At 64.7% G+C, this 15,890-nt stretch carries 11 protein-coding genes and 1 pseudogene; 7 read left to right on the top strand and 5 right to left on the bottom strand.

Annotated features, from left to right (window positions below):
- The first annotated feature begins 140 nt into the window (after positions 1-140).
- From ATM97_RS30165 to ATM97_RS30135, 7 genes and pseudogenes are all read left to right on the top strand, one after another.
- Entirely contained in the window at positions 141-440 is a 300-nt protein-coding gene (locus tag ATM97_RS30165; protein WP_218721626.1) for a hypothetical protein, read from the top strand.
- A 131-nt stretch (positions 441-571) separates the two neighbouring features.
- Entirely contained in the window at positions 572-2,086 is a 1,515-nt protein-coding gene (locus tag ATM97_RS30160) for a class I SAM-dependent DNA methyltransferase (protein WP_218721624.1), read from the top strand.
- A gap of 25 nt (positions 2,087-2,111) precedes the next feature.
- Positions 2,112-3,293 carry a restriction endonuclease subunit S gene (locus ATM97_RS30155; RefSeq protein WP_218721623.1) on the top strand — a complete coding sequence of 394 codons (1,182 nt, stop codon included), beginning with the start codon at positions 2,112-2,114 and terminating at the stop codon, positions 3,291-3,293.
- Between the two features lies 1 nt (position 3,294).
- Positions 3,295-6,369, top strand: coding sequence for a type I restriction endonuclease subunit R (locus ATM97_RS30150; RefSeq protein ID WP_218721621.1), 3,075 nt, complete (start codon positions 3,295-3,297; stop codon positions 6,367-6,369).
- Between the two features lie 1,282 nt (positions 6,370-7,651).
- Positions 7,652-7,840 carry a DUF1508 domain-containing protein gene (locus ATM97_RS30145; protein WP_218721620.1) on the top strand — a complete coding sequence of 63 codons (189 nt, stop codon included), beginning with the start codon at positions 7,652-7,654 and terminating at the stop codon, positions 7,838-7,840.
- Between the two features lie 186 nt (positions 7,841-8,026).
- Positions 8,027-8,632 (top strand): annotated as a pseudogene (istB, locus tag ATM97_RS30140) (IS21-like element helper ATPase IstB); the annotation flags it as partial.
- Positions 8,633-8,890: 258 nt separating this feature from the next.
- On the top strand, positions 8,891-9,706 hold the full coding sequence (locus ATM97_RS30135; protein ID WP_255588650.1) for an aminoglycoside phosphotransferase family protein: 816 nt from the start codon (positions 8,891-8,893) through the stop codon (positions 9,704-9,706).
- Between the two features lie 266 nt (positions 9,707-9,972).
- Here the strand turns inward: ATM97_RS30135 and fxsT are convergent, their stop codons facing one another.
- The 5 genes from fxsT to ATM97_RS30110 all read right to left on the bottom strand — a co-directional run bounded on the left by fxsT (position 9,973) and on the right by ATM97_RS30110 (position 15,872).
- On the bottom strand, positions 9,973-12,030 hold the full coding sequence (gene fxsT, locus ATM97_RS30130) for an FxSxx-COOH system tetratricopeptide repeat protein (RefSeq protein WP_218721619.1): 2,058 nt from the start codon (positions 12,028-12,030) through the stop codon (positions 9,973-9,975).
- 144 nt (positions 12,031-12,174) lie between these two features.
- Complete coding sequence (locus ATM97_RS30125) at positions 12,175-12,597, bottom strand: hypothetical protein (protein WP_218721617.1); 423 nt, start codon at positions 12,595-12,597, stop codon at positions 12,175-12,177.
- A gap of 274 nt (positions 12,598-12,871) precedes the next feature.
- Entirely contained in the window at positions 12,872-14,116 is a 1,245-nt protein-coding gene (locus tag ATM97_RS30120) for a hypothetical protein (protein ID WP_218721615.1), read from the bottom strand.
- Positions 14,100-15,386 carry a MobF family relaxase gene (gene mobF / locus ATM97_RS30115; protein ID WP_218721613.1) on the bottom strand — a complete coding sequence of 429 codons (1,287 nt, stop codon included), beginning with the start codon at positions 15,384-15,386 and terminating at the stop codon, positions 14,100-14,102. Before mobF ends, ATM97_RS30120 begins: the two co-directional genes overlap by 17 nt.
- An 84-nt stretch (positions 15,387-15,470) precedes the next feature.
- On the bottom strand, positions 15,471-15,872 hold the full coding sequence (locus tag ATM97_RS30110) for a relaxase domain-containing protein (protein WP_255588654.1): 402 nt from the start codon (positions 15,870-15,872) through the stop codon (positions 15,471-15,473).
- Positions 15,873-15,890 lie beyond the last annotated feature (18 nt).

The following is a 15,890-nucleotide window of genomic DNA, read 5'->3' as shown; positions in this document are numbered from 1 at the left end:
CTCGTCCGGATATTTCTTCGGTGCTGCCACTGATCGACTCCTTCCGGTCCTATCGGACCACGGGTTGGAGCTCTCCGTGAAAACGGGGGAACCTCACCGAACTATTCGCCCGTCTCGACGCGGTACTCGCCTTCCCCGAGATGCGGGCAGTGCGGTGGACGGCATTCACACCCGACACCGCCGACCTCAACCTCTACCGATACCGCGTCGACGACCCCGAGTTCCAGCTGGCCGACGGTTCACTGCTGACCTACCTCGACTTCGCCACTCCCCCAGAGCTGCATCTCCCCAGGCACCTCCGCTTGGCGATCGTCGAACTGGGCGCCGCACTCGTCGACGGCCACCACACCATCGCTATGCTCGAGCACTTCGGGGTATGCGTCCAAGTCACCGTGAGCTCAGACGCCGTCGACATCGAAGAACACGATCCCGACTTCTAGCGACAGGATCACCGCGACCATGCCGACCAGGAGTTCGGGTGCCGATTCCGCGCCGACGTCGATCTCCTGTGAACTGTCGGTACCCTCCGCAATACTTAAGCCACCGACATACGACGAAGGACCTCATCTCTGTGACGATCACACAGCAAGAGCTTGAGTCGCGGCTGTGGGCTGCCGCGAACGCGCTTCGCGGACCAGTCGACCCGGCCGACTTCAAGACATACGTCTTCCCGATGCTGTTTTGGAAGTGGATCAGCGACACCTGGATCTTCGAGCACAACGAGGCGCTTGATGAATACGGCGACGACCTCGACGACGAGATCGAGGCCGATTTCCACCGGTTCGAGTTGCCGAAGGGCACCCTGTGGAACGAGGTCACCGGCACAGTGGCCAACCTCGGTGCGGAGATCGCGAAGACGTTTCAGCGCATCGAGAAGGCCAACCCACGGTCTCTGGCGGGGGTGTTCGGCGATGCGTCGTGGGGCAATAAGGAGCGTATCCCCGAGTCGGCACTGCTGGGGTTGATCCAGGCGTTCAACCGAACCCGCCTGGACCCGTCGACCGTCTCCCACGACCTGCTCGGTGCCGGATATGAGTACCTGCTGAAGAATTTCGCCGATGAGTCCGGCAAGAAGGCAGGAGAGTTCTTCACTCCGCGTGAGGTGGTGAGCCTCCTGGTTGGAATCCTGCAGCCGGAGCCTGGTGAGTCAGTCTACGACCCGACGTGTGGCTCCGGTGGCATGCTCGTCGCCACGATCAACCAGCTGCGAGAGTCCGGCAAGGACCACCGAACGCTGCGGGTCTATGGCCAGGAGATCAACCTGACAACCGCCTCAATCGCACGAATGAACCTATTCCTGCACGAGATCGAGGACTTCGACATCAAACGCGGCGATACCCTGCGTGCACCCGCGTTTAAAGACACGGCGGGCGCGGTGCGCCGATTCGACGTGGTAATCGCCAATCCACCGTTCTCGCTGGCGAACTGGGGTGCTGACCGGTGGGCGACGGACCCGCGGGCGTTCTGCGGTGTCCCGCCAGCGAAGAACGGCGACTTCGCGTTTGTGCAACACATGGTCTCGTCGATGAACCCAGGCACCGGCCGCGTGGGCGTCGTCATGCCACACGGTGTGCTATTCCGCGGTGGGGCCGAGGCGAAGATCCGGCAGGGTCTCATCGAGAAAGACCTTCTGGAAGCTGTAGTCGGCCTGCCGTCCAACCTGTTCTACTCGACCTCGATCCCGGCATGCCTGCTGATCTTCCGCGACCAGAAGCCTGTCGAGCGCAAGGACCATGTCCTGTTCATCGATGGCTCCAGCAGGTTCGACAAGGGCAAGAACCAGAACGTCATGTCCACCAGCGGCGTCAAGGCCCTCGTTGATGCGTACCGTATCGGTGACGACCCGGACGGCGAAGGCGGAGCGCAGGTACGCCTGGTGACGTTCGAGGAGATCGAGAACAACAGCTTCGACCTGAACATCGGCCGGTACATCAAAGTCGCAGCCGAGGAAGCTGCTGACCTGGGCACAGCGCTCGTCGCATACGCAGACGCACGACATTGCCGGATCGAGACAGAGACAATCATGTTCGAGCGCCTCGCTGCGGCGGGCATCGATCTGAGCATGTTCGAGGTAGCCGGTGAGTAGGTGGGCATCGACACGATTGGGGGACGTGACGTCGCAAGTCCACGATCTTGTCAGGGTGGCTCCAGGTGAGACGTACCCGCTTCTCGGCGTGAAGTGGTACGCCGAGGGTCCCTTCCTCCGTGAGGTAGTGACCTCCGAAACCTCAAAAGCCACACGCTTCTTTCGGGTCCAGCCTGGACAGTTCATCTACAACCGTCTGTTCGCCTGGAAGGGATCATTCGGACTCGTCAGTGACGAACTGGCTGGTTCCTACGTCTCCAACGAATTCCCGCTGTTCGACTGCGATCGCTCACGGTTGCTACCCCAGTTCCTGAACCTCTATTTCGGTCAGCCGTCCTTGTGGTCATACGTCGAGCGAGTGAGTACAGGCACGACTGCCAGCCGAAGCCGCTGGAAGGAGGCTCAGTTCAACGAGTTAAAACTTGCGCTCCCTTCTGTCGCTGAGCAGCGGCGCATCGTCGACATCATGGCTGTGGTCGACGCGCAGATCGAGACAGTGGCAGAGGAGATGGCACGCAGTCGTGCATTGCTCTCAAGGCTGAACTCAGATGTCGTCGGAGGGCTTCCGGATTCACGCGTTCTCGGGGATATCACCGCAACCCGTTCCGGCCCTTCGTACGCGGCTGCTGACGTGCATCCAACGCCTTGCCCTGGGTCAGTTCCGATGATCGGGATCCCGAATACTAAGCCTGACGGCTCCCTTGACCTCACTGACATCGGTCACGTTGTAGGCCTACCGGAGTCCGTGGGCAAGATCGACGAGTCGAGTCTGGTGTTGATTCGAACCAACGGAAACAGGCAGCGGATCGGCAACGTCTACCTGCCTCCGGCAGGAGCTCATGGGCATGTGGTTTCGGCGTTTCAATTCCTGATGAAGGTCAAGAACCCCGCCGATCGTGAGTTCGTGTACTGGCTCCTTCGAGAGCCGTCGATGCAGCGATCCATGAGTGAAGCAGCTTCGGGAACGACTGGCCTCGGCAATCTCGCGGTCCGGTGGTTGAACGCGGTTCATATTCCTTGGTCTGAGGATCCGGCTGAGCGGGCGAGGGTCGTCGCACCATTGCGCTCGATGCAATACAGCATCGACGCATCCAACGAGGAGCTCGCCCAGCTCCGTGCCTTCCGCTCCGCTCTTCTAGCCTCGCTTCTGGAGCAAGAAGTCGAGATCCCGGAGTCGTATGACCGTCTTTTCGAGGGGGTGTCGTGAGATGGCGTTCACTGAAGCCAGCACGATTCAGAGGTCTCTGATCGAGTGGGCAGAGGAAGTCGGCTGGGAGCACATCTCGGGCGACGAGCTGCCCCGCGACATACACGATGTGATCGTTGAGAGCTGGGTGCGCGAGGCGATCCTGGCGCTGAACCCTGAGCTCATCGGCGACCCCGAGTCGACCGAGCTAGTGCTCCACGGGTTGAACCAGGCTGTCCTCGACGCCCACAACGGTCTGGTCGCCGCCAATGAACTCGTGACCGTAATGTTGCGCGGGGACCACTCGTTCCCGACGATCGACGGTAAGCATGTGCCGCGCCGTCTGATCGATTTCGAGAACCTCGACAACAATCGGTTTACGGTTGCGGACGAGGTAACCATCGCTGGTGCGATAAAGCCGCGTCGGTTCGATGTCGTCTACTACGTCAACGGGTTCCCCCTGGTTGTGGCGGAAACAAAGACCCCAGTCAAGCAGAAGGTTTCCTGGGTGAACGCCGCGAACGACCTTTATGGCACTTACGAGGAGGAGTACCCGAACTTCTTCGCGACCAACGTCTTCAACGTCGCGACCGAGGGCCTCGAGTTCCGCATGGCCCCGATCCGTGCGGTGCCGGATCCCGACTCGGAGATATGGGCTCCGTGGGGTTCGACGGAGGATAACCCGAAGGTGGTCACGGGACCGGCTCGTGTCGAGCGTGCGGCACGGCTGCTGCTGCGGCCGGAGACGGTCTTGCCGATCCTCAAGGACCTGGTGATGTTCCGTCACGCACGGGACGCCTCTGAGGTCGACATCAAGTTCCTGCCGCGCTACCCGCAGTTCGAAGCGGCCCTCGGGATCCACCAGAAGGTCCTCGACGGCCGTCCCGGCGGTCTGATCTGGCATCACCAGGGCTCAGGAAAGACGGAACTGATGGCGTTCGCCGCAGCGCGCCTGCTGCGCGATCCTGCTGTGACCAAGAAGTTCGGTGATCCACCGACGGTGATCGTGATCGCCGACCGGAAAGACCTCGTGCGGCAGACCGCGGAGATGTTCGAGACCGCTGGCATGCCGCGTATGAGTGTGCCCAAGAATCGGCGTGAGCTGTTCGCGCTGCTTCGCAGTGGGGAGCCCGGGGTGGTCATCACGACGGTGCACAAGTTTGCCGAGGCAGGACATCTCAACGATCGGTCGAATATCGTCGTCCTGGTCGATGAGGCGCACCGTTCCCAGGAGGGGAAGTTCGGTGATGCGTGGAGAGCGGCGGTACCGAACGCGAAGTTCTTCGGTGCGACCGGCACCGCGATCCAGGACAAGGACCGCTCGACGTTCAAGCTCTTCGGAGACCCGAACGACCCGGACTTCGTCATGTCCCGGTACACCCCAGAACAGTCGATCGCCGACGGGTTCACCAAACCGGTGATCGTGGAGGGCAGATCGGTCGGCTTCAGTCTCGACAAGGAAGCCTTAGACGAAGCCTTTGATCAGCTGGCCGCCGACGAGGACTTGGAGGAAGACGAGAAGGTCTACCTATCTGGCAAGGCCTCGCACATCGAGACGATCCTATCCAACCCGGAGCGTGTCGCCGCGGTGTGTGCCGACATCGTCGACCACTTCCTGACTTTCGTATCGCCGCTGGGGCAGAAAGCGCAAGTTGTCGCCTACAACCAGCGATTGGTCATCACCTACGCTCGGGCGATCGAGGCGGAGCTAAAGCGCCGTGGCGCGCTCATGCCCGATGGGCGGCTGCGTGAGGTCGGCGTGGTCATGCACGTCGCCGACAGCAAGGACACTCCGAAGGAGTACAAGAAGTACCTGCTCACACCGGAGCAGGAGGAGGCGATGAAACGTCGGTTCAAGAAGGTCAATGATCCGATGTCCTTCGTGGTCGTCACAGCGAAGTGGATGACCGGCTTCAATGCGCCCATCGAAGGTGTGCTGTATCTGGACAAGCCAGCGAAGGACGCGAACCTGTTCCAGACCATCACCCGCCCCAACCGTCCATGGAAGAACCCGATCACGGGACAGCGCAAGGACTTCGGGCGCGTCGTCGACTACATCGGATTGGCCAAGGCCATCGGCAACGCGATCGCAGGCCCCCAGACGAAGGATGACGAAGAGGACGAGCTCAACGTTACCGATGCCTCCAAACTGGCAGGGAAGTTCGTCACCGACCTCACGCGCCTGCTGCATCTGTTCAGCGGCATCGACACCGCGGACTCCTCGTTCGACTCGCTCGCGGAGGCCCACGAGCGGATCCCAGAGGACAGCGCCGGGCGTACAGAGTTCGTTGAAACCTACGTTGGGCTGCAGACCGTGTGGGAGTTCCTCGACCCGCACCCGATGTTGCAGCCATTCAAACAGCATTACTTTTGGCTTGCGAAGGTGTATGAGTCGATCCGCCCGAAGGACGTCTCCAAGGCCTTCCTGTGGGCACGTCTCGGTGCGAAGACCACGGACCTCATTCACGGCCACATGAACGAGGTGGCCGTCCGGACGATGCACTCGAAGACGGTCACCCTCGATGCCGCAGGTCTGGCTCTTGTCAAGAAGATTGCCGAGCAGTTGAGGCTCCCGGAAGGTGGATCGTCGGAGACGAGCACTGACGACGTATATCAGCAGGTCCTGGATTCGATCGAGGCGCGTCTGAAACGCAGGCTCGAGGACACCGAGAGTCCGGCTTACCAGTCGCTTGCGGAACGGATCGAGAAGCTGCGCACGAAGGCGATCGAGAACGTCGAGGACTCACTCGCGTTCCTTGAAGCCGCGCTGAAGATCGCTCAGGATGTTGTCGCCGCCGACCGTGCCGCAGAGCAGGGCGACGAGACCGCCTTGGAACAGCTAGTGGATCCGAAGCGCGGGGCACTCACGCAGATCGTCGAGCAGAACACGCCTCCGGGGCTACACAAGATCGTCCCGGAGATCGCGTCCCGCATCGACGAGATCGTTGCCGAGGTCGCTTACGCCGGATGGACTTCAAGTGATGCCGGTGACAAGCGGGTCCGCCGTGAACTCCGCACCGTTTTGAAGGATTACAGCCTTCCGATCAAGGGTGAACTTTTCGACCGGACGTACAAATACGTGCGAGAGAACTACTGAATAAGCCCCCGCGCCCACGAAGCAGCTGTCCCAAGTCGTGTCGCATGGCCGTAGCACGATCTATCCGGTACCTGCTGGCAGTGGGTGTGTCTATACGTGGCAGAACCTGTCAACCTACGAGTCGGGGACGGCCTCGCTGACCCAGAGATCGCTGGGGTGCGCACCTGTCCCACAGGCGACTTGAAGCGGAGTTCGGGTTGGGTAGACTCGGCGAGCTTGATCGTGGGGACGAGCCTTGCCTTTGCCTGAGCCCGATCGAGGTCGAGTTCATCGCCGGTGACCGGCACGATGTGAGGATTACCCTCCTCGTCGAGCCAGTCGGTGACCGTCGCCGTGGTGGATGCAGATCCCGAACGGTATCCGGTAGCATTCACTCAGCCAAGCCCAAAATCCGCTTCGATCACCAACTGTCCAGTGCAATTGCCCAGGTCGCGCGCGTTCCCTTCTTCGATGTGCCCCGCCGAGGAATCGAACCTGCGACGGGCCCGGCGCGCAACTGCACTTCGCCTCATGTTGGTGGGGGTGGCGGCCCGGCGCCGTGCCTCGTTGAGCGCGGTGCCCAGAGCTGACCGTGTGCCGGGTGGCTACTCGGTGGGGTGGCTGAATAGCAGGGTTGGTTCGGAGAGGATGTCGCGGCCGAGCTCGGCCAAGGTCAGTCACATCGCCGCGGGAACCCACACGCCGCCTGGCCCGTCCAAACCGCGCATGGGAATGGACTCCGTCGACCGCCAAGCGCTCCTGGATGCCGATCTGGATCCGGATGAACCGCAGGTCTGGGTTGTCCAACAGCGAATCAGCGATCTGCTCGTCTGCCACGGCATCTCACGTCGACACAACAGCACCGACTGAATCAATCAGGCGGCACTGCCGTTAATCCGGGGCAAAGCCCAGCCCCTTCGGGCTCTCACTGGAGAGGCCGAAACTGTACGAGTTCCTGCGGCGATGGGACCCTTCCTGGTTTGTCGGTGCGGCCGAACCCGGAACGGGCATGCAGCAGCAGCCGGTTCGCTGCTCGTCCCGTGGTACTCGATGTTTGCGACCAGCCTCGGCTGGACTGACCTATACCCTGTCCGCCTTGTCCGAGCAGTGGTGTGACGTCGAGCCGAGGGCTCGCAACGAACTTCGTCGAGCGCGGAGCAGGAACAGCGCAGCAGCCGGCAGCGGCGAACCTTGGCCCCCTTCGCCATGCACCGCGGCGCGAAGTTCGAACATTGACCCTTGCCAGGAGGTCTATTCTGCACTGGTAGGCGCGTTTTCCTTCGAGTGAGAGCGAGGCCCGGTCATGTCAGGAAAGTTCGAGATCTTCGCCGACGCGTCGAGCAAGTTCCGTTGGCGGCTCAAGGCGGGCAACGGCGAGATCATCGCCTCCTCACAGGCGTATGAGTCCAAGGACGCGGCGAAAAAGGGGATCGCCTCCGTGCAGTCCAACGCCGCAAGCGCCACAGTCGTCGACCTCACCGCAGCGAAGTAGACCTCGCCGGCGACCAGAGGCGACGCCGCGGCTACCACGGACCCCGTGATTACTCCACGGGTGTGATGCGCCCACACCGGTCGGTCTCGGCCTCACGTTCGCGGCGATGTCGGGCGATCGCTGCCTGACGGGTCGTGGGCGTGAGGTCGATGCCGGCCATCGTCGTCCCACAGTTCGGTCCCAGTTGACGACCGCGCGCGCCGCCGCTCCGAACGCCGCATCCGCGCAGCGGGGTTCCCGCGCGACAAGTCGCTGCGCGCGTTCGACTTCGCGGCCAACCCCAACATCGAGGAAGCCACGATCAACACCCTTGCCTAGGGCGATTGGATCAAGAAGGGGCTGCCCCTCTGCTTGATCGGCGACTCCGGAACCGGCAAGTCACACCTGCTCATCGCACTGGGCACCGAAGCGGCCATGCAGGGACACCGAGTGAAATACACCCTCGCCACGAAGCTGGTCAACGAGCTCGTCGAGGCCGCCGACGAGAAGCAACTGACCAAGACGATCGCCCGCTACGGCCGCGTCGACCTGCTCTGCATCGACGAGCTGGGCTACATGGAACTCGACCGCCGCGGCGCTGAGCTGCTGTTCCAGGTCCTCACCGAACGCGACGAGAAGAACTCAGTCGCGATCGCTTCCAACGAGTCGTTCTCCGGTTGGACGAAGACCTTCACCGACCCGCGGCTCTGCGCCGCGATCGTCGATCGGCTCATCTTCGGAGGCCACATCATCGAAACCGGCACCGACTCCTACCGACTCGCTCGCACAGCAGCCGCAGTTGCCGCGAGGTGACGTCACTATTCGCCGATAGATCCCAGTTCAGCGCATGATTTCAGCGTCACTTGCGCTGGCCTGATCTGAATGTTCGTTCGATGTCTTGTGAGGCCGAGATGGTTTGGGTCAGTGGTCATGCGGGTGGAGCTTACGTGTCGAGACCGAGCCGGACGCGCATACAGTCGGGTTCTGATCGAGATTCCCGATGATTTCGCCCGCGAGACCGTTCTCCGAGAGGGAGATCCCGGCAGGACCTGGATATCAACGCTTCCCGGTTTGGTCGATGAACTGCTGCAACGGTGGGACTGCGAGCCCGACGGGTCGGTGGTGCACGGCCACATAGGAATCATCGTGCCGGTGCGACACATCGGCCTACCTCCCTCGGTCATCAAGGTGTCGTTCCCGCATCCGGGCAACGTCTATGAACCGGACGCGTTCAGTGTCTGGAACGGCAGCGGAGCAGTGCACCTCTACGACCGTGACGATGAACAATTCGCCATGCTGCTCGAACGGGCGGGGCACGGAACGCTCGCCGACGTCACCGACTTCGACCAAGCCGTCAGCACACTGGGCCAGTTGTCTCAACGCCTCGCAGTCGACGCACCAGAGGGATTGCCGAGACTCAGCGACCTGGTCGCCGACTGGGAGACCGAGATCCTCACCACCGCCGCCGAACTCGGCGATCCACTGCCACGCCGAGCCCTGGACGCGGCCATAGCGACTTTGCGGGAGCTGGGCCCAGACCAACCCAACACCCTGGTGCATGGCGACCTCCACGATGCCAACGTCCTGTCAGGCGAGCGGGAACCCTGGCTTGCGATCGACCCGAAAGGCTACGTCGGTGACCGCGCCTACGACACGATCACTGTCATCCGCAGTATCCGCTTCGCGCATCTGCTATTCGGGCCGAACCCTGAACAGGGCCTCTCGCGTGGCCTGGACCTGTTCTGCGAGTCAGCGGGCATCGACCGCGAGCGGGCCCGCCGATGGGCACAAGTCCGGGCGATCAAGGCCGCGCTCTGGGGACGCCAACACCACGATCCGGACTGGGTGATCCAAGCCACCGACCAGCTCGTCGACATCCTCACATAGCGCCGCAGAGGATCGAACCGCACCCGGCCGACTGAGCCGCCATCAACACACCGGATCCTCCGGACTCGAGCTGACACGAACGGGCACCAGTGACGTCAATTTTCACCGTCACGATCGAACTCGATCGTGCCTGCGTGACGCCAGAATTCATCGACAAACGGCGCCAGAATTCACTGGCATAACCACCCAGCCGGTGACCGATCGCAAAAGGGCGAGCAGCGCTGCCTCCGAGATGTCGGCGGAAGGTACCGACCCGGCGGGCGGGGTTACGCTCGGCTACCGGCGCCGCCGCGACGACTACGCAACCGAGCGAGACTGTCACGGGCAGCGACGCTATGGGGATGGTCGTGGCCCAGGGTCCGCTCACAGTCGAAGACGACCTGCTCAGACAGCGAGATGGCCTCATCGGTCTGGCCCGCTATCCCATAGGCGTGGGCGAGATTGTGGCGGGCGGCGAGAGCAGTCGGGTGCTCCGCGCCCAGAACCTCCTCGCAGACAGGGACGAGGCGCTCATACAGAGCAATGGAGTCATTTGTCCGGCCCGCCTCCTCGAGAGCACCCGCGAGGTTATTTGCGGCGAGAAGGGTTTGGGGGTGAGCGGGGCCCAGGACCCGTACGCGATCGCGCAAAGTGCGCTCACGCAGTGTGACAGCGTCGTCCACGCGATCCGCGGCGAGGTAAGCACTCGCGAGATTGTTGCGGGTGGAGAGGGTGGAAGGGTCGTCGGGACCCAGGACTCGTTCGCAGTCGGCGACGAGGCGCTCGTACAGCGTGATGGCCTTCTCCGTCTGGCCCGCTGACTGGTAGGCGTAGGCCAGATTGTGCCGGGCGGCGAGGGTGAAGCGGTGGTCCGAGCCCAAGCCGGGGGCCCCCTCATAGTGGCGTAGCACCTGTTCGGACATGGTGATGGCCTCAGCTGTGTGGCCCGCTTCCAGGTATGCCGCAGCGAGAGCTTTACGGGCCGGGAGGGTATCGGGGTGGTTCGAGCCGTGGAGCCGCTCCCGGGCGGTGAGCGACCGCTGGGCGTACGAAATGGCCCGACCGGCTGCGCCCTGTTCGAGAAGAAAATGCGCGGTGCCCAGAAAGAGGTCTGCGAGCGCGGCGGTGTCGTTTTCACGGTCGGTGTTCCCCGCGAGGACATCGATGTGAGGCAACATGGTCCGCCAGGTGGGCCAGGTCGAGGGACTTTTCCAATCGTGTGGGAGGGCTTGACGCACCAAGGAGGTCGCGGTGCTGTGCCCACGTTCGATGTCGGCGGTACCCCGTTGCGGGTCATCGTTGTCGGGAGTGCGCGCGACAGCCTGCACCAACCGATGCACCGCCACCGTGGAGGTAACCGGATCGAGGGTGATCATGCTGTACGCGGAGAGCGCACCCAACGCCGATTGCAGCGCCGGCTGGTCAACCACACCGTCGAGCAGTGTGACCGGAATCCGATCAGGGGCGTACCAGGCCAGCACTCGCATGATCTCGGCAGCGGCCGGATGAGTGGTAGCGATCCTGTCGAGAGTCACCCGCCAGACCTTGGCGATGGTGCGTTCGGAGTCCAGTGCTTCGCCTGTGGCCCCATACATCTCGGCCGGATGCTGAGACAGCAGACCGAGATAGTCCGCAGGGGTCAGGAACGGGTTCTGCGCGAGGTAGGCGCCGGCCTGCTCGATGGCCAGAGGCAGATACCCCAACTCCGCGCACAACTCGGAAACCCCCTCGAGCGAGCGCGGCCCCTCCGCAATGACCAGGTCGGTGAGCAACTCGACCGATTGATCCGGGTCGAGGACATCGACCCGCACCACCTGCGCACCAACGAGCCCCCACCCCGTCGCCAGACGGCTGGTGAGCACGATCCGGCCCCCTTGCGCGCGGGCCAGAACCGCGTCGATATCGGCGAGGCGTTCGACATTGTCCAACACCAACAGCCACCCCGTGTGGGTTGCCAACCACTGCAAAGCGCCCTCGGCGAGCTGCTCCGCCGTCAGCACCTGCCCCAGCGCTGGTTGCAGTGTCGCGGCGAACCTCGCCAATCCCTGCTCCACACTCGCGGCGGTGTCGGCGTTGATCCACCACACCGGGGCATACCCGTGCTCGCCGGTTCCCGCCCACCGCGCCACCAGGGTGCTCTTGCCGATCCCACCCAACCCGTGCACTGCCTGCACCACCACACGATCTCCCGCGGTCAGGGCAGAGTCCAGCTGGGTGAGTTCGTGCTCGCGGCCAACGAAATGCGCTGAGAGCGCAGGCAGATTACCGATTCCGGGCGGGGCGTCGACCTCGGCCATCGGCCGAAATGCTTCCTGCGGCAAAACGATGCTGTCGCCGGTATTCACCGAACCGGCCCACGATCCCGCCCCCAGCGCAACGGATCGAGGACCAACCGCGTTCGCCGCCGCATCTGACCCGCTCGCGAGTGGCGCCGCCGAAGGCGCAGTGATTCGCTGTCGGCGCGGAAACCACTTCACCCGATCTCCTTCTCAGGCGTGGTCGCCGGTGGAAAGGTCTCCACCGACAGACCCCTCAGCAGCAACGGACCTATACCCGAGCGCGTTTGCCGAGCCTGGTGGCGGAGGCTCAACTCCCGGCGCGGACGCCGGCGCAGGCGGAGTAGAGGTGCCGGTATCGCCGGTACTGATCGATCCCATGACAGTGCCGCGGAACGCGACACTTCGCTCTCCCGTCGCGACTGGACCGGAAGGCGTTGCCGCGGATTGCCGCAGGTACAGAAACAGTGACGCCCCGAACCAGGCCACGGTCAACGCGGCCACGATCAGCCACCACCACCACTGCGCATCGCTGCCGGTCGCCTTGTTTATCGCGACCGCCAACGCCGTGCCCGCAAGGGCGACCAACGCGGTGGGCACCACCACACGTTTGAGAAAAGCCATCGTCGTCGCCACCGCGATCCTCCTCGTGCGGGAACCACCTCCCACGTGCTCCAAGCCTAGCCACCGCACCCCCCTGGCACGAGATAGTCAACTCCGCGTCACCAAGACCGACACACGGCTCGACCGTGCTCTCCGCGGCGGTGCAGAGCGAGCCGCCACTTGGAATATCCAAGTCAATGACTTGCTCTCCGAAAAGCAGTGAGTTCACCGGGGCTGACGCTTCGGGCTATGGAACCAGGGTGACGTCCACTCCGTGGCAAGCCCGCGCAGCGGGCGCGGCAGCTTCTTAAAGGCCGAGGTCCGGGCCGATCTGGGGCGGCTCGTAGACCGGGCGCTGATGGCTCGGCGGCTCGATCCGGCGCGGTTCCGGCTCGGAGTGCTCGCTGACGCCGGTGACCCCGACCGCCCGGCCAGGACCGGCGAGGTAGGTGCGGAGGTCGTCTTCGCGGGCGCGTTCGTCGTCGGTGAGTTCGCTGCGGCGCCGGTGCTCGGCGACGACCGAGCGCAACTGCCCACGCAGTTCCTCGCTGGTGTGAGCGAATCGCTGACGGGAGTCGGCGCGGGCCTGGTCGTATTCCCGCGCAGCGTCGAGTTCGGCGGCACGGGCCTGGCCGTCGTCGGCAGCGTCGAGCACGGTCCGCCAGCGTTGCTGTGGGACGCCGTCGCGGCCGGCGGCGTCGTAGATCGCGCGGGGCCCGGTTGAGGTAGTCGCGGTGCGCGGTCTCGGCGGCGCGCAGCTCCTCCTGCTTGGCGGCCAGTTCGGCGTCACGCTGGCGGCGAGTCCGCCACGAGGTCTCCCGGTCGCGGATCTCGCCGATCTCCCGACGCAGCGTGGTGACCGCGGTCTCGGCGGCGTGCTGGTCGTCGGCGAACACCGCGAGCTCGGCCTGGGCCTGGCGGATCTGGGCGGCCTCGGCGTCGAGACGCGCGTGGCGGTAGTGACCTTGTCGAGGTCGCTGCCGTCGTGGAGGTCCGCCAGATGCGGGATCGCGGCGTTCTGGTGCTGGCGGAGGCTGGCGCGCAACCGGCCCAGCTCGGCATCGAGGGCGGTATCGCTCATGCGGCGCAGCCGGTCGCGCTCCATGACCTGGAGCTGCTGGTCTGTCGAGGTCTCGGCGGGTGCGGGTGGGAGTTCGTCGAGGTCGGCGGCCAGACGCCAGCGCAGCGCGGCGGCGGGCTGCTCGGCGGGCAGCGGTCGGGCCGCGGCCGCGACGCGGACGGCGTCGACGATGTCTCGGTTGCTGTCGGCGGCGCGGGAAAGGTCGGCGGCGAGCAGCGGCCACACCGGGTCGGTGGTCAGCCCGGCAACGTCGAGCTCGTCTGCCTGACCTGCCCATCGGAGGATGTCGGCATCGGTGTCGCCGAGTCGGTCGGTGACCTGTGCGTCGATGTGGCGCTGCAGGTCGCGTTCGGCGTTGCCCGCGACGACCGGCCCGGTCGGGCGGCGGTCGGTGTCGGGCACACCGTGCCCGGCGCGCCAGGTCGCCAGAGAGACCAGCAGATCCGGGGCGCGGTCAGCGGTTGCGCCCACATCGGCACCTGGTCGGCGGGGCGTCGGACCAGGTGCGGGCGAGGTCGGCGACCTGGTGTGCCAGGTCGCGGATCTGGGTGTCGCGGGCGGCTAGGTGCGGGCCGAACTCTCTGTCGGCGCGCAGCTGGGCGGGGATGATGGGCGGCCAACCCAGCGGACCCATGTCGCCGAGCGGTTTGCCCGGGCGGCCTGAGTGGTAGCCGGTCGGGTCGATGCGCCAGTCCAGCACGGCGGCCGCATCCGCGGCGCTGCCGAGCTCGCGGGCGCCGATGGCGGTGGTCAGGGTGTCGACGGGGTCGGTGCCGTCGAGGGCGAGGGTGACCAGGTGCTGGCGCAGGACCGGGTAGGCCGCGGCCGTGGTCAGGCCCGGCAGCAGGGCTTCGGCGGCGTCGTCGAGAGCGGCGAGTGCTACGGCGCCGTAGCGGGTTTCGGCGGCGACACCGAGTGCGTCGAGGTAGGAATCGACCATCGCCTCGACCGCGGCCTCGCTGCCCAGCACCGCGATTGCGTCGGCGCGCCAAGTCGCGCGCTGCTCGGCACGACTCCGCGCGGCGTGCTTGCTCGCGCGGGTGCACAGCGTCGCCTGCTGGGACAGGTCGACCAGCTCCAGCGCCGTCGGCCCGCGCCCGTGGTCGGCTTGGAACTTCTCGGCCAGTTTCGCGGTGGCGGACCGGATGTCGCGGCCGTGCTTGGACCACTCCCGAGCAAGTTCGGCGGCGTCGACACCGACGACCTCACGCACCGGCCGCTTGTCGACGACCTCACCACGGTCGGCGAGCACCAGGCCGAGTGTCGCCTCTAGGTGTGATTCGAGCCGGGTGTTGTACATCTCCGAGCAGGTCACGTTGTAGCGGTAGATCATCCGGCCGTCGATCGCGCCCCACTTGCCATCAGCCCTGAGCACAGTGTTGGCGATGACGAGGTGAGTGTGCAGGTCCGGGTCGCCGGCGCAGGAATCGCGATGGTCGAACGCGGTGGCGATGATGCCGGCGACCTCGACCTGGCGCACGCTGTGGCGCCCGACCCGGGGGTAGAGCACCTCGGGCTCGATGAAGGAGACGACGTCTCGGATCGCGGCATGGTGGGCGGCCTCGATCTGTTCGGAGACCTCACGCGGGGCCACCACCCACAACGTCGACACCGACTTCACCGGCGAGAACGTCAGGTCGAACCCGGCGACCGCGGTCTTGGACGGGCGCGAGGCGCGCGCGATCCAGCCCGACAACTCCCGCGAATTCAGCGGCACCCGAACGACATCAGCGGTGAACATCCTCAACGCGACCTCGGTGCGGATACGGCGACGCTCCTCGGCCGGGACGGCGGCGCGGGATCGAGGCCTCGGCTGGTGTTCCACTCAGTGAGCGCCTTCGCGCACTCGTGGCGGTAGCTGCCCGCCGCGGTCGTGAAGCGGCTGTAGGGGCGAACCCAGCTGAGCCTTCTTCAGCGCGTAGCGGATCGCGTCCTTCGCCTTCGCGCCGAGCGCGACCTGCTCGGTGATCGCGGCGTCGATGATCGCATCGGCATTGGGATGCAGGCCCTCACCGAGCAGAGCCCGCATCTGCGCCTCGGTCACCTGTGCACCCTCGTCGATGTCGAGTGCGGCCAAGCCGGCGCCGAGCCACACGCCCGGCGACTCACCCTTCTCGGAGTAGTAATCGTCGATCCCGGTGGTGCCGCGTTCGTTCGCGTCGTGAGTGGCGATCACGCGCGTGTAGTACTCGTAGCCCTGGCCCGCGGACAGCTTCGCCAGTGACATCACCCCACCCACGGTAAG

This window comes from Nocardia sp. MH4, assembly GCF_019266065.1.
In the GTDB taxonomy this organism is placed as follows: Bacteria; Actinomycetota; Actinomycetes; order Mycobacteriales; family Mycobacteriaceae; genus Nocardia; species Nocardia canadensis.
This window is presented reverse-complemented; position numbering and strand designations above follow the sequence as displayed.

Excerpts from the sequence above, each read along its gene's own strand:
- ATM97_RS30165 (WP_218721626.1), top strand. The coding sequence starts at position 141 with ATGCGGGCAGTGCGGTGGACGGCATTCACACCCGACACCGCCGACCTC.
- ATM97_RS30150 (WP_218721621.1), top strand. The coding sequence starts at position 3,295 with ATGGCGTTCACTGAAGCCAGCACGATTCAGAGGTCTCTGATCGAGTGG.
- ATM97_RS30145 (WP_218721620.1), top strand. The coding sequence starts at position 7,652 with ATGTCAGGAAAGTTCGAGATCTTCGCCGACGCGTCGAGCAAGTTCCGT.
- mobF (WP_218721613.1), bottom strand. The coding sequence starts at position 15,386 with ATGTTCACCGCTGATGTCGTTCGGGTGCCGCTGAATTCGCGGGAGTTG.
- ATM97_RS30110 (WP_255588654.1), bottom strand. The coding sequence starts at position 15,872 with ATGTCACTGGCGAAGCTGTCCGCGGGCCAGGGCTACGAGTACTACACG.